Raw genomic sequence first — 14860 nt, 5'->3', positions numbered from 1 at the left:
GAAAGACAGATTCCCCATTTTATTACTAATAGGGAATCTGTTTACTTACAGGCTATATTTTATTGATTGCTTCTTTTATATACTGTTCTTCCTCACCCGTAAAAAGAGTGGGGAATTCGGCTAATGGGATTTTTGATTGTTTGATTATATCCTCTATATCACTTTGAGAGATATCAAGGTAGTTCGTTACCTCTTCGATTAAGTTACAAAATTCCTTCAAAGTAACTTGAACATCATGATGACTCGGATCCTTCTCTTCTACCTTATACTTTTTCAACTTCCCTATCACATCCATAAAACGTCGATCAAACTTATCTTTTAATTCCTTATTATTATAAAACGTTTGAACACTCTCCTTTGAAAAATGTTCCTCTAACCATTCTTTATTTTCTTTCTCCCATATAAAAGTTTGAAGAAAAGAAGAAAACAAAGCAACATCCACTCGTTCTTCCTTTTGAAACTTCTTCGTCATCTCATCCATATGCGAAAGTACCTTCGCAATTCTTTCTTGCTCCGCCAAAAGCATCTCTCTTTGAAAATTCATTTGTCTTAAAAATTCTTCAGTCTCAATATCACGCTGCAATATAATATTTTGAATTTCCCCAAGCGAAAAACCAAGATGCTTAAACGATTGAATTTGCTGCAGCACATACAAATCATCTTTCGTATATAACCGATGCCCGCCCTCAGTATAATCGCTCGGCTTTAATAAATTAATCTTGTCATAATAACGAAGCGTCCGCACCGTAACATCCCCAACACTTGCAAACTCACTAATCATCCACGCCATATCATCACCTACTCTACTAACTTCTCTCTCACATACTGAAGCATATGAGAAAAACTCATCTCATTCTGCCTACAATATTGAAACAAACCTACAACAAGCAATAAAAAAGGAATATTCCCTCTATAACGATTTTCATACTCGCTAATACCATCATAAAAATACTCATACTTTCTTTTTCGTAAAACGATATAAATCGCAATAAACAACACGGCAATCATAATAAAAATTCGCTTTCCCCTTACCTCCACTTCTTGTTTCATCACCTATTCTCCTTCCACTATATACTTATCTTCTTTAAATACAGGAATTCTAATGAAATAACGATATGGCTCGTCGCGTATTACTTTCCACGCAACAATGATCACTTGAACGACCTCAAAGGCAAACACAATCCAAAACAAAACATCACTAATACGCGAACTAATATTAAATAGAAGAAAGATTAACAAATGAAAGTTGAACGCCTTTCGGCAATGGTATTTGTACACCTCATTTTTACGTGCCAGCGTGATGTACATGAGTAGTGGTGAAAAAATCCCTATTGCAGCTGAAAATAATAGCATGATGATGGTGTTTCTTTTTTCTTTTGTGGTGGTTTTCATGAGTGGTTTGGCCCCCTTTTTGATTTGTCTTTTTTAGGTTAGGGGGTGACGTTGGGGGAGGTGCAAGGGGTATTCTATTAGTTAGAGTTAAAAATTAATCATTGCATAGAGTTCCTGGCTACTTTCCCATGCTCCATCTAATATATTAGTTATATCTTATCAATAGTGCTTCTCGAAAGTTCCCACTATAAATCCAAGTTAAATTAGATATACAATTCACCCACTCAAAAAACATTACATAATTATATATAAATAATATATAATTATGTAGGAAATTAAATATCTATAGGAGTGATTTTTATGAAACTTATAAGTTTTTCTGTAAAAAATTATAAAGTATTTCACGATATGTTTTCTGTTAATTTTAGAACCGATTCAATAGCTATTTTAACTGGGCGTAATAATACTGGAAAATCTACATTTTTAGAAGCTATTAACTGTTTCTTTATGAATGAGTCCAAACAAAAAACAATTCCTATAAATTGTTTTCACAATCAAAATGATAACATTGTGATGATTGCAACATTTGAAAGAGAAAAAGAAAATACTGAATCTGATATTACGACTAAACAAGTCGAAAATATAACTATAAAAAAAGAATATACACTTAATACTGCTCCAAAATATTTTATGGATGAAAAACCATTAACGAATAAATCTGAAATTGTTAACTGGATTCATTCAAATCCACCTTATTATATAACTCCATATATGACAATAGACGATATTAATAAACAAGTACAAACAATTTACCAGGCAGCAATGGAAAATGATTTATTGAAAATCTCCAAAGGTGAGCTTGATGATACAGCTGAACTTTCGAAACACTATAGAAATTTAATACAATCCTTACCTAGCTTCGTGAAAAAATTAAAAGAAGATACAGATGCATCACTTTCAATTATTAACGATAAAGCTAGTGCTAATTTAAAGAAACTATTTGCAAACCCGGATTTATCTATTGAAGTTGTTGGAGCAGAAGGTAATACATTTACTTATAAAGATATTTTAAAATACACTGATTCTAATGTTTTAATACACAATAAAAATCGCGCAATGTATTTACAAGATCAAGGAACCGGACTCCAGCGAATGAGTTTAATTTTCCTAATTCAAAATATGATTCAGGAAAATTTATTAGGAAACATAGATAATAAACTCTTACTTATTGATGAACCAGAGGCTTTTTTACATCCTGAGGCTATAAGAGGATTAAGCGATGCTTTATATAAAATCGGTGCAGAAATGCCACTAATTGTCTCAACACACTCTCCCATTTTAATAAATTTATCAGAAAAGCATACAAGTCTACAAATCTTTAGAATCCAATCAAATGAAGCAATAGAGCTCTATACATCAGATAAAGAAAAATTTGATGAGGACGATATAAAGAACATGAAGATTTTAAATTACGTTGACTCATTTGTAAACGAATTCTTCTTTGCAGACAACATAATTGTAGTTGAGGGTGATACAGAATATATTGCTTTAAAAACACTTATGAAAACACGAGAAGAATCCAACTACCATGTTATACGTGCTCGCGGAAAAGACACCATTGTAACCTTAATGAAAATCCTTAATCAATTCAAAAGTACTTATACCGTCATACACGATGTTGACAATGATAAAGACACCCTTACAAAATTAAAAACACAATTAACGAAATGTAAAAATATAACACATCAAAAAACCATATCTACGGAAGCAACACAAATTAAAATTATTGCATCCTTAGCAAATTTCGAAAAAGCTCTAGGAATGAACAATATTTCCAATAATAAAAAGACCAAGAATATTTTTACTATTATTACAGAAAACCTTCCTGAGCATGATCAAGCTAGAGAGCATCTACATAACCTATTTGACAATATAAATAACCATGAAATAGAACTAACTGGTAATTTCCGAATCATTGAATCTTCTAGTGATTATGAAGAATTTTTTAAAGAACAAATAAATTCCTTATCGGCTACTAACTAACTTTAACATTATCAACATGGGAATTAACTCATTTTTTTCACAGTAACTCTTAGATAACTTAAAGAGGAAGCTTAAACTTACTCTTTAAGTTATCTAAATTATAAATTCATATATCGGTTTACTAAAGTAACATTTTTAAAATTATTCTTTTCCCATTAACTTATTAAGATTTTCTCCATCCTCTGATTTCCACATTTTTGTCCCTGTTAACCTTGCTCCACCAATAACCCCTGCCGCTTCACTAGGTGTATCAAATAATTTATCTTGCACAAATTCATAATAAGTCTCTCGCTTCACAATAATTTCTTTTGCAATTAACTCATTCCTAGTTTCATGAAAAGCATCTGGCATACTCTTGTGAACATTTAGGGCCATCTGGGAACCTTTTTGAACTAGTATCTGATAGTTATCTCGTTTATCATTCTTTCCTTTACACAACCCACTGGCTTTAATACCCTTATATGTAAAATACAGTATAGTATCTAAAGGAATTTCTTTCTCAGGAATTTTCCGGTAACCAAATGGTGATTTGTTAGGGAATTCTTCCTCTATTTCTAACTCTTCTTCCTCTACATCCACCATTGAAACCTCATTATATTCCATAAATCCTTTTAAAACCCCCTCAAAATCCTCACCAAATAATTGACTAAATGTAAATTCAATTTCTTCTTTTTCGAGTTCATTTATATGGTTTATATATTTAAAAATATAATCCTCATTAGATGAATCTTCATGCTTATATATTTCATTCCACAAATAGAATAATACTTTTTCTACAAAACTTTGAGTATGTATTACTGTACTATTTCCAGATGGCATGATAAAACGATTCCCTAACTGTTTATCTTCACTTTCCGTAAGAGAATAAATTTTGGCATTTATCGTCCTTAGAAAGTCTTCCCACGAATAATATTCTTCCCTAATTTTAATATAAAACCTTGCTGCATCTTCATAATTAATTCCTTGATATCGCCAAGACCATCTTCTAATAAATGCAGAATCTATTGGAAATACAGATTGATCAGAGGTATTCATTGTAGCAAAGATATAAAAATTACTTGGGAACGCTAACTTTAAATGTTCCTCATCTTCCTCCAATAATAATTGTTCTTTTATGAACTCACTCATTTCTAAAGGAACATTAATACTATACTGTGATTCACCGGTCATTGAATTTCTATCTAATAACTGAAAAAAGTCACCAAAAATGGCACTACAATTCCCTCGGTTAACTTCATCAATTACTAAAATAACCGGATCATCCTGTATACATGCTTCTACATAGGAACGCAACAATATTCCAGGGATAAATTTATAATTCAATCGTTCTTCCTTATTTTCTAATCTTTCCATAATAGGTCGATAGGTTCCTACAAAATCGCTATAATCATACTCTGGATGAAATACAGTTCGGAATACATTATCTTCTGGTATACCAAATTGGTCCATTATTTGCTTAATAGTATATGACTTTCCGGTTCCTGGTGGTCCATAAAATATTATTTGATGTGATAGATTCGGTAACATAAAAAACACCTCTTATCTTTATTTGAAAACAATGGAATTTATTAAAATATTACTATTGGACTTAACACATTCTTTTACTAAATTTGAATCTTCCTTGTTTTTTTCTAACACTAAAACTGCCCTATCTTCTCCTATAAAAAACACTTTTCCCCAAAATATATAGTAATTACTCTTTATAAAATTTTTGAGGGTTTGTTCCTGCAATATAAACATGTCATACACATGATTATAATAATCAGCAATTCTTGTTCTTACTATTTTTCTAAACAATGATTGATATTGTTGTTTTATTTTTTGAGTTTTAATCGTATATGCTTTCATCAAAAATAACAGATTTATCTTAAAGTAAAAAATATGAAAAGTATCTCTATCAAAAAAAACATTTTCAAATTGTTTTGTTATTAATGGTTTGTTAAAAGGAACTATCGGTATTTCTGGAATTTTTTTATATTTTTCATAATTTATATCTCCAAATACAAAAAAATTAGGTATCGCATCATACCCCCTAGAAAAATCTTCACGCAGGAGAATATTATGTTTATCAAAATAACCGCGATTTTTTTCGAATTCCTGAATGATATTTCTTGAATACGTAAATTGTTTAAATATAGAGTTTGTATGTACAGTTTCCCCTTTATAATATTTCGAATCTCCAATAAAGAAAATATTATTTCCTGTCACAAAAGATTGCTCACTAAAAATATGGTCAATAATTTTTCCGTCTTTTTGTACTTTTAAAACTGCTAGATGCTCTTTATCTGATAAAATCTCATTGACCATATCTTCAAATAACAAATTAAAATTGAAAACTACCATATATTCAACACATTCTTTTTGGGCACTAATAGATTCATATTGATAATATGCATTTAACAACTTAACTAGCCGTTTCATATCATCCCTAATATAAAGACTCCGTATATTCTTTAAAATCTTTGGAATTTTCCTTTCAAATTTTATAAATTCTCTTAATGGCATAATTGGTAAGTGACTATCTAAAGATATATTTATATTATAAGTGCACTTTATCTTATTTAAGAGTGAATAAAATACCATTAAAACAATATCATTCTGGCTAAGTCTTGAATTCGAGTATTTGAAATGAAAATAATGTACATTTTCATCATACATAACTGGCATATTTTTTTTTATTGTTTTATTCCAATGAATTTTATTTGTTTTCTTTTTATCAATACCCTTCTCCTTAATATACAGATGTTGATTTTGTTTATGAAACTTGATTACAGAAAAGATTGTTTCGATCATGGACAATTTCCGATCTTCCATATTTGATAAAATAGATAACTCATGTGGATGCTCATTTTGATTTTCCCTTTGATATTTCATTAAAGTTTGAAAAAGAAGTATTGTAAAATCATGAACAAAGGCTATTTTTTCTTTATTCCCTTTTAGCACATTTCTATAGTCCTGTTGCGCAAACTTCTCTACATCTATATCATTAAACAATTTGCCATCTTTCTCAAATAATTTGGGTAAGACTATATAAATTTCTTGTGCACCATTTGTATAAAAACCTACACATTGCAGTACTGCATGATGCTCATCCACATCTTTTATAAATTTTGACTGAAACAATTCATACAATAATTCTTTCTCATACCTATACTGTTCAACAAATATTCTCAAACTTTACACCTCTATGTTCCACTCTTAGCATCCTCTATCGAGGTTAGCATAATTTTATTTTCCCTACTTAAATTTCAAATTCTCACTTTTGGTAATCTACTATAAAATTATTATTCATCTAAAACCTTTTAATGTAAATATCATTGTTAAAATTTAACTCAAAATACAAATAACCTTCTGTTTATCCGCTTTGTGCAGTTATTCTTTACAAAAAAAGTATAGTGAACTCATTCACTATACTCCTTCCTTCTTTTATTAAAATAAACTCAACTGCACAATACTATCCATCTTCTCTTCTTCTTTGTTAATCTCTAAAATCCTTTGACCCATTCGCTCCACCAAATCAACCACTAAAGCATTTCCCATACAAAAGTATCTGTTTCTTTGTGGCATTCCTGTATTCGTCCAGTCCATTGGGAAACCATTTAACAATTCACATTCAACTGGTGTTAAATATCTTAATCTTTTTGTATAAGGATCCTCAATGACATGTGAACTTCTATTACATGTTCCTTCACTTGTTAACATTGTACGTCCAGGCTTATCTAAATCATCAGGGAAAGCCATTCCTCCCTCAGAGTAGAAATATTTATGACCTGTCGCCTTTGACACTCTTTCTTCTTTTTTAGGACCTTTAAGATACTTAAGTTCCTCAAATTCCGTTCTGCCCTTTTTGTTAACCTTATCCATTTTTAAATAATACGATTCATCTGCAGGGCCAAATTTATCATATACCTTTTGAACAACTTCACGTAAAGTCTCTGGACTTTCAGTTACTGGAACTAATTCTTCCGTATATACTTGTCCATCCATCATTACGCCAGAATTATAGTATTCAGCTTTAAATGTATCAGAAACCTCAATAATATCGACTGGCAACTCAAATTGCCCTCTTTTTTTGTTTTCTTCAGGTGCTTCATGCACATTAAAAATTGGAGCGAAGAATCCATTTTCACACAATATCTCTAAAGGCTTCATTTTACTTTGAACAGATGTGAAATGAGATTCTTTTAAATACGCAAAAATAAATACTCTTCGTCTTCTTTGAGAATTTCCATAATCCGCAGCGTTAATAACTCTCCATTCCACTACATATCCTGCGTCTCTAAAGCTCGCCAGCATAATAGAAAAATCACGACCTCTTTGTTTTGCTGGTGATTTCAATAATCTATCTACATTCTCTAACAAAACAAATCTTGGCTTGCGAGAATTAACTATGTTCATTATCTCCCAAAAAAGAACACCTTTTTTTCCTTGTATTCCTTTTTCATTTGATAAAGTACGTGCTACAGAATAGTCCTGACAAGGGAATCCACCTACTAATAAATCATGCTCAGGTATTTCCGGCCAAGCTTCTGCTATATCTCTATTTACATGTATTCCTTTATTTTCAAAGCGAGTTGCATAACAATTAAATGCATGTTGTGCTTTAGTTGAGGGCTCCCACTGGTTTCCCCAAAGAACTTCAAAGTTTTCGTTTGCTTCTAGTCCTAATCTAAAACCTCCTACTCCCGCGAAAAGTTCTACTACTTTCACCATAAATACACGAACATCCTTTCGGTATTTTATTTATCTATGCTTCATTATAATAAAAAGTGAGGAAAAGATCAACTATAACATTTTAGGAATCATATTTTTTTACAGTTCCTTTTTTGACTTGTAACCGTTAAGAAAATAATTCGTTACTATATCAATAGTATAAACGAAACAAATCGCCTTGAATAGATCCAATATAACTGTTCTTTAATAGAACAAACTGACTTTTCCTTCTTATAAATTTTACTTGTATAAAATTGAAACAGCTTTTTATTATAGCATAGATTTAATATGTATTGTTTAAAATCATACAACGCAGCACTGGATACAGAAAGGAGTTTATTATGGACTATACTACAATAGAAGAACTAATGAAAAAAGCACATGAAGCTGAAGGAAAAACATTTGGTGAAATCGATACAACTGACCGACTTGCAAATGCGAAATCAAAAGGTGGACTAGGGCAAGTAATCGAGGAAAGCTTTTTTGGATATGAAGTCAATTCAAACGCAGAAGCTGACTTTCAACACCTTGGTGTTGAACTTAAAGTAACTGCATTTAAACAAAATAAAAACGGTTCACTATCTGCCAAAGAGCGGCTAGTCTTAAATATTATCAACTATATGGAAGAAGTTCATACACACTTTGAAACATCAAGCTTTTGGAAGAAAAACGAAAAACTACTATTAATGTTCTATGAATGGGTACCTGGTGTAGACCGTAAAGATTTTCACATTACAAAAAGCCTTTTATTCACCTATCCCGAAGCTGATTTAGAAATAATTAGACAAGACTGGGAAACCATCGTAAATAAAATTCGTGCCGGCAAAGCACATGAATTATCTGAAGGTGATACAAACTATTTAGGAGCTTGCACTAAGGGTTCCAATAAAAACTCACTTCGCTCACAACCGTATTCTGAAATTCCAGCAATGCAAAGAGCTTTTTCGTTAAAGCCTTCTTACATGACAGCACTAGTTCGCAGGTATCACCTAAACGAAGAACTAGTAAGTTTTACAACAACAAATGAACTAAAAGGAAAATCTTTAGAAGAAATCCTTTATTCAAAATTTGAAAATTACATAGGCTTAACTGATCAAGAAATCGCTCAAAAATTATCTATTGATTACAAACCTACAACCAAAAGCTTTGTTCCACTATTAGTAAGCTCTTTACTTGGTATCAAAGGAACTCGACTCGATAAAATTGAAGAATTTGCGAAAGCTAATATAGAATTTAAAACAGTTCGTTTAGAGCCTAACGGTAAACCCGAACAAAGCATGTCATTTGAAACAATCGATTTTCATCAATGGACAAACGAATCATGGGAAGAAAGCGAAATTAGAGAACGCTTCTATCAAACAAAGTTTTTATTCGTAATTTTTGAATTTAACCAAACAAAAAAAGAAAATCCAAATCGTAAACTCTACTTTAAAGGTATTAAACTTTGGAACATGCCTGCTCCTACAATAGAAAAAGAAATACGTGAACTATGGGAAGAAGTTAATAAAGTAATACATGAGGGTATTCAAATTGAATATAAAAAACGCGGTGACAAAGTCGTCGAAGCAAATAACCTACCAAAAATAAACTTCAACGGTGTCGCGCACATTAGACCAAAAGCCCGCAACGGTGCCGATAAAGTAGCTTTACCTGATGGTCAGCATATTACAAAGCAATGTTATTGGTTAAATAACTCTTATATCGCCCAAATCATTAACAAAACGAATAAATAATTATCTTTCTTATTAACAAAAATGGATTATATCTAGATAGTATATAAAAACTTACCTAGATATAATCCATTTAATATATATCGTTAAAATTAATACACGTTATATACAATATTTAACAATAATTCCACCTATGCGAAATCAGTTGTTTCTTCATTTTCACTTAAAATACTTCTGATAATCCTCTTCATTTTTAAATTCAATTGGCCCTACATCCATTCGGAATTTCCCGTTCTCATACAATAGTGGTGAAGCCTCTGAATGGTCTTTTGAGTAGCTTTCTACATGTGAAATTTTCATCTCATTTGAATTGGTAAAATCAATATGAGCAATACACACCCAATAAGCATGGTCATTTATTTCTAATAACGGTGCTGTTACAACGCTTCCCATATGATTATCGACAACAGCTTTAGCCCTCATAGAATAGAAACTACCTATTCCATTTCCGACAGCACTATACGCAGCAAATAAAACATATTTTAAAGCTTCTGGTCGGTAAATACGAATTGTTTCTTTTCCTGGCTCTTGCGAATCACCATCTAACACAATATACGGAGAGACTTTAGACGAACCTAGATTTTTATAATAAACCTTTCCTATTTCTCCATTAGTTGTTACGTAAAAACAGTATAAGTCTAAATCTTTATTTGTTTCCCATTCTAAAGTAGCCGTTACCATTTTAGATTTTTGTATATTTATAGATTGTTTTTTCTTCAATTCAACCTTCACTACATTAATAGTTTTTTGTACTGGAGGCGGAGTAGGAACTATTTTCTTCTCTACAGGGGGAGCAGTTTGTTTTTCATCATCTGCGATTTCTATCCCAAAATTTTTACACAATGCAGCTAACCCACCAAAATAGCCAGCTCCAATAGGATTGAACTTCCATCCTCCCCCATGTCGATACAGCTCTCCAACAATAATGGCACTTTCATCTGTAAATGGATGTGTGATAGGAAAATGAATAATTTCTAATCCTGATTGTGCGTTGCTTATTTTCAATTGAATATGTGTAACATCTCGTAGCGCCTGTTTCTTCTCTTCGGCATTATGAATTGTAATCGAAAATACAATCTTTTGTACGTCATCTTTTATATGAGTAAAATCTATTGAAAATCTTTGTTTACTTCCATTTGTGATATTTTGATCTAATTGAACAAATCGACAACTAGAATAAGGTTGTCCATAGAAAACGAAATCCTCTTCTTTAGTAATTTTCCCATTAAAACCTACTAAAAAAGCTGATGCATCTACATCCATATTTATCGGGGCATCCCAAGTTAAATCTACCAGTAATCCTTTCATCTCTGGATGATTCTTTGTGACGTCTATCTTTTGTCCCCTTACTAAAGTATGTATCATCATAATTCCCCCGTCCTACACCTTTAATGTTTTAACATTCAGTTCAATTATACTCCTCTTTAGATTTCCCTTTCTATCTTAAACTATAAAACCATGATAATTGATTATTATCATAAGAGGAAAAATCTATATAAAAACTTATTGAACTAAATACTCTCTATTTAAAATTCTAAATAAATATACTAAAAATGATATCAATATTTCATCAGTAGAGGTCCCTAAAATTACTTATCAACTTTAGCTCCACCAACCATCCCCCCATACCAACCACTACTCTCCTCCAAAAACCCCCTCATCTCCCCACTCCCCTTATAAAAACTCTCCCAACCCCGCTCCCTCAAAATCCCCTTCCAACTATCACTCTCCACCATCCTCTTAATCACACCATCCCAATAAGCAACCTCTTCCTCTGTCATATCTTTCGGTCCCATGATTCCTTTCCAGTGCTGGAAGATGACGTTGATTCCTTGTTCTTTCCATGTTGGGATTTCTGGTAGTCGGTCTAGACGTTTTGGTGCGGATACGGCTAGTATTTTTATTTTGCCGGCTTTGTATTGTTTTTCGGCTTCGGATAGGGTCATGGTTGCGGCGCCTATTTGTTTGTTCGTTAGGGCGTTTATGATTTTTTCTTTATTTTCGTAGACGAAGAATTGTAGTTCGGCTGGGTTTATGCCGAATGCTTTGCTTACTTGTACGAAGGATAGGTGATCGTCGTTTCCTAGGCCGGGGGCAACTCCGATTTTGAAGTTTTTCTTGTTTTGTTTTAGTTGTTTCATTAGTTCGTTTGCGTTTTCTATGTTTGAGTCTTTTGATACGACAACAACTTCCCAGTCCGATGCTAATGTTGCGAGCGGGGTGAAGTCTTTATATGTTAGTTTACTGTGGCCTAGTAGGTTGTTCGTTATGAGTAAGCTTGAGTTAATCGCCAGTACGTGACCACCTTTTTGTTTCGTATATTTCCATCCGACATCACCGCTGCCACCTACTTTGTTTGTGACAGTGATTGGTTTTGTGAAGATTTTTTCTTCTGTTAGTGTTTTTTGCATCGCCCGTGCTGTTAAGTCCCATCCAGCTCCTTGAACGTTCGGCGCAACGATTTCTACTTTGTCGATGTTCACTTTATTCATATGGGATTCTTCCGAGGAACAACCTGCTATTACTCCTGTCATGATCCATATACATAGTAATAATCGTTTTTTCATAGTCCTCTTCCTATTCGGTATTTTCGTTCTGGTCGTCCGATAATGCCGTATGTGTACTCTACTGTGCATTCGCCGGTCGCTACTAAGTATTCTAAATATCTTCTTGCGGTTGTTCTGGAGGCCCCCATTTGTTCGCCCATTTCTTCTATTGTAATGCCCTCTTCGAATCCTTTTATAATCCCTTTCACTTTTTGCAGTGTTAACGGATCTACACCTGTCGGTAAGTTTTTTATGTCTTGTGTTTGCGAAAGGCCAAAGAAGTTATCGATAAGTGCTTGATTCACTTCATTGTTACTATGTAATAATTGCTTCTTTCTTTTATAGTCTTCAATTGTGCGAACGAATTTTTCTAACGTGACCGGTTTTATAAGATAGTTGCTTACGCCGTTTCGAATTGCTTTTTCTAGCATATGGTTTTCATTTGCCGCAGTAACCATAATGACGTCAACGTTTGGAAAATCAGCATGGATTTGTGGTAATAAGTCGGTTCCAATTCCGTCTGGTAAATAATTATCTAATAGAAGTAAATCAATTTCTTCCCTTTGTAGTAATTCCATCGTTTCTTTCGCATTCAATGCTTTTCCAATCACTTTTACGTCCTTTATTTTTGATAAAAACTCTTCCTGAATTTGCGCGACGCGGAAATCATCTTCTGCAATTGCAACCTTCAACATATGCCCATCCCCCTGTTTGTCATGTACTTTCTTTCAATGTTTTCGGAAGGTAAATTGTAAAAATAGCTCCCCCATTTTTCTCGTTTTGAATTTCAATTGTTCCCTCTAGTACATCTACCATTTCTTTCATGTTTGCTAGTCCGTAACCACGATCATTTCCTTTCGTTGAAAACCCTTTTTGAAAAATGGTCGTAATTTTTTCTACCGGTATCCCTGCTCCACTATCTATCACTTCAAACACAATATCGTGCCCAATATCCGTAACGAAGAAGGAAACACTCCTTTCCTCTCGTTCACTCACCGCATCAAATGCATTATCGATTATGTTTCCAAGGATCGTAATAAGGTGCGAAACTTTTATATGGTCTGGTAACGGATGAAGTGCACTATCTCCTTCAATATGAAAATCGATTTTCTTCTCAGACGCTGTTCCGATTTTCCCTAATAAAATAGCTTGTACTTTCGCATCATGAATTTGATGGAATAAAATATGGTTTTGGCTTTGATGAATGTTAGATTCTTGCTGAATAAATTCAATCGCTTCCTTGTAATGTCCTAGCTGAAGTAATCCCGATAAGACGAACAGCTTATTTGTAAATTCATGTGTTTGAGCGCGTAAGTCCTCTGAATACTTTCTTACCTCAGATATTGTATTCACAAGGTTTTGCAGTTCTGTTTTATCTCTAAAACTACATACAACGCCTACCGTACTGTTATTTTCAAGTATCGGCGTCCTATTTAAAATAAACACTTTATCTTGAAACGCGATTTCTTGATCGTTTTCTAGCACTCTTTCCATATTAAATTCTGGTAAAACTTTTGAAATGTGTTGCTGCATATAATCACCATTTACATGAAGCATCTCTTCTGCCGACGTATTCATCATCGTAATAAAACCGTTTTGATCAATGGCGATGATTCCTTCTTTTATAGATAGTAATATCGCACTTCGTTCCCGGTATAACGCTGCAATTTCATTCGGCTCTAAACCGAGTGTATCTTTACGAATGCTACGCGCTAAAAGAATACCACCAACAATTCCAGCTAGTAATACAGCTAAGGAAAAGAGTATAATTTCTTTCGTTCTGCTCAGTATGTTAGATTCAATACCTTTTATTAAAAACTCTACTGTCACAACACCTACTACTTGATCGTAATCTCCGTTATGAACAATAATAGGTGCCTTCGCCATTAAAGCTGGACCACTTGTACCATTTCCTTCGAGTGTATAATAACCACCAAAAGTAAGTGCCTCATAGTTATACGGGTTGTTACTCTTTGTTCCAATCAACTCAGAATTAGAATGGGAATACATAACCCCATAGCGATCTTCCACAATTACATAATCCGCACCAGCTTGCTCGCGAACTTGTTCCGCAATGGATTGGATCGTACTTTTATGCTCATTATTTTGAAAAGCTTCTTTTATAGCTGGCATAAAAGAAAGAGATTTAGCTGTTTGCAGTGCTAACTGTTCCACTTGTCGCTTCGTATCAACGGACTGAATGTAAACAAATATTCCCGTTAATAGGAGAACGACAAATAAAATTAACGCAATAATTAAGCTTACTATTTTCGTTTGTAATGACACTTTGCGTGATTTCTTCATACTTCATATCCTTTGATAAAATATTCAAAACTATCAATCTCCTTTTTCTATTATTATGACAAAACGAATAATGAAGCAACTATTAAAACTCTCCATGTACATAAAGTACAAAAAGAATAAAATTGTCATAATATTGAGATTTCATTCTGTAGACAGTACAATCCAACTATATTGAACACGCTTTCATATATA

General features: G+C 32.9%; 12 protein-coding genes. 2 read left to right on the top strand and 10 right to left on the bottom strand.

The window, feature by feature from the left end; all coding sequences use genetic code 11:
- Positions 1–52 precede the first annotated feature (52 nt).
- From MHB52_RS05055 to MHB52_RS05045, 3 genes are read right to left on the bottom strand one after another with little or no spacing between them, the layout of a single operon-like run.
- Positions 53–790, bottom strand: a complete 738-nt coding sequence (locus MHB52_RS05055) for a MerR family transcriptional regulator (RefSeq protein WP_061664124.1) — start codon at positions 788–790, stop codon at positions 53–55.
- An 8-nt stretch (positions 791–798) separates the two neighbouring features.
- The gene (locus MHB52_RS05050) at positions 799–1050 is read right to left on the bottom strand and encodes a hypothetical protein (RefSeq protein WP_061664125.1); all 252 of its coding nucleotides are present in this window, start codon (positions 1048–1050) and stop codon (positions 799–801) included.
- A gap of 3 nt (positions 1051–1053) precedes the next feature.
- Positions 1054–1392, bottom strand: a complete 339-nt coding sequence (locus MHB52_RS05045; RefSeq protein WP_061664126.1) for a DUF4870 domain-containing protein — start codon at positions 1390–1392, stop codon at positions 1054–1056.
- A gap of 300 nt (positions 1393–1692) precedes the next feature.
- On the opposite strand from MHB52_RS05045, the gene MHB52_RS05040 reads away from it, so the two are divergent.
- The gene (locus MHB52_RS05040; protein ID WP_061664127.1) at positions 1693–3375 is read left to right on the top strand and encodes an ATP-dependent nuclease; all 1683 of its coding nucleotides are present in this window, start codon (positions 1693–1695) and stop codon (positions 3373–3375) included.
- A 141-nt stretch (positions 3376–3516) separates the two neighbouring features.
- On the opposite strand, the gene MHB52_RS05035 is transcribed toward MHB52_RS05040, so the two are convergent.
- The 3 genes from MHB52_RS05035 to dcm form a co-directional block, all read right to left on the bottom strand.
- Entirely contained in the window at positions 3517–4902 is a 1386-nt protein-coding gene (locus tag MHB52_RS05035) for a DUF4357 domain-containing protein (protein WP_061664128.1), read from the bottom strand.
- Between the two features lie 18 nt (positions 4903–4920).
- Complete coding sequence (locus tag MHB52_RS05030; protein WP_061664129.1) at positions 4921–6549, bottom strand: LlaJI family restriction endonuclease; 1629 nt, start codon at positions 6547–6549, stop codon at positions 4921–4923.
- Between the two features lie 255 nt (positions 6550–6804).
- Positions 6805–8088, bottom strand: a complete 1284-nt coding sequence (gene dcm, locus MHB52_RS05025; RefSeq protein WP_061664130.1) for a DNA (cytosine-5-)-methyltransferase — start codon at positions 8086–8088, stop codon at positions 6805–6807.
- A gap of 341 nt (positions 8089–8429) precedes the next feature.
- Between dcm and MHB52_RS05020 the strand changes: the two genes are divergently transcribed.
- Positions 8430–9821 (top strand): Sau3AI family type II restriction endonuclease, encoded by a 1392-nt coding sequence (locus MHB52_RS05020; RefSeq protein ID WP_000386746.1) that lies wholly within the window; start codon positions 8430–8432, stop codon positions 9819–9821.
- Positions 9822–9977: 156 nt separating this feature from the next.
- On the opposite strand, the gene MHB52_RS05015 is transcribed toward MHB52_RS05020, so the two are convergent.
- From MHB52_RS05015 to MHB52_RS05000, 4 genes are all read right to left on the bottom strand, one after another.
- Entirely contained in the window at positions 9978–11183 is a 1206-nt protein-coding gene (locus MHB52_RS05015) for a TerD family protein (protein ID WP_061664131.1), read from the bottom strand.
- Between the two features lie 224 nt (positions 11184–11407).
- Positions 11408–12385: a tripartite tricarboxylate transporter substrate binding protein gene (locus tag MHB52_RS05010; protein WP_061664132.1), complete on the bottom strand. Its 978-nt coding sequence runs from the start codon at positions 12383–12385 to the stop codon at positions 11408–11410.
- Positions 12382–13059, bottom strand: coding sequence for a response regulator (locus tag MHB52_RS05005; protein ID WP_061664133.1), 678 nt, complete (start codon positions 13057–13059; stop codon positions 12382–12384). The genes MHB52_RS05010 and MHB52_RS05005 overlap by 4 nt, the downstream gene beginning before the upstream one ends.
- Positions 13060–13078: 19 nt before the next feature.
- Positions 13079–14668, bottom strand: coding sequence for an ATP-binding protein (locus MHB52_RS05000; protein ID WP_061664134.1), 1590 nt, complete (start codon positions 14666–14668; stop codon positions 13079–13081).
- Positions 14669–14860: the final 192 nt, after the last annotated feature.

This window comes from Bacillus sp. FSL K6-0073, assembly GCF_038006085.1.
Taxonomy (GTDB): domain Bacteria; phylum Bacillota; class Bacilli; order Bacillales; family Bacillaceae_G; genus Bacillus_A; species Bacillus_A cereus.
The sequence above is the reverse complement of the archived record's forward strand: the minus strand, read 5'-3'. Positions and strand labels throughout refer to the sequence as shown.

What these genes read in the sequence shown, in the direction of transcription:
- MHB52_RS05055 (WP_061664124.1), bottom strand. Translation starts at nt 790, where the DNA reads ATGGCGTGGATGATTAGTGAGTTTGCAAGTGTTGGGGATGTTACGGTG.
- MHB52_RS05050 (WP_061664125.1), bottom strand. Translation starts at nt 1,050, where the DNA reads ATGAAACAAGAAGTGGAGGTAAGGGGAAAGCGAATTTTTATTATGATT.
- MHB52_RS05045 (WP_061664126.1), bottom strand. Translation starts at nt 1,392, where the DNA reads ATGAAAACCACCACAAAAGAAAAAAGAAACACCATCATCATGCTATTA.
- MHB52_RS05040 (WP_061664127.1), top strand. Translation starts at nt 1,693, where the DNA reads ATGAAACTTATAAGTTTTTCTGTAAAAAATTATAAAGTATTTCACGAT.
- MHB52_RS05035 (WP_061664128.1), bottom strand. Translation starts at nt 4,902, where the DNA reads ATGTTACCGAATCTATCACATCAAATAATATTTTATGGACCACCAGGA.
- dcm (WP_061664130.1), bottom strand. Translation starts at nt 8,088, where the DNA reads ATGGTGAAAGTAGTAGAACTTTTCGCGGGAGTAGGAGGTTTTAGATTA.
- MHB52_RS05020 (WP_000386746.1), top strand. Translation starts at nt 8,430, where the DNA reads ATGGACTATACTACAATAGAAGAACTAATGAAAAAAGCACATGAAGCT.
- MHB52_RS05015 (WP_061664131.1), bottom strand. Translation starts at nt 11,183, where the DNA reads ATGATACATACTTTAGTAAGGGGACAAAAGATAGACGTCACAAAGAAT.
- MHB52_RS05010 (WP_061664132.1), bottom strand. Translation starts at nt 12,385, where the DNA reads ATGAAAAAACGATTATTACTATGTATATGGATCATGACAGGAGTAATA.
- MHB52_RS05005 (WP_061664133.1), bottom strand. Translation starts at nt 13,059, where the DNA reads ATGTTGAAGGTTGCAATTGCAGAAGATGATTTCCGCGTCGCGCAAATT.
- MHB52_RS05000 (WP_061664134.1), bottom strand. Translation starts at nt 14,668, where the DNA reads ATGAAGAAATCACGCAAAGTGTCATTACAAACGAAAATAGTAAGCTTA.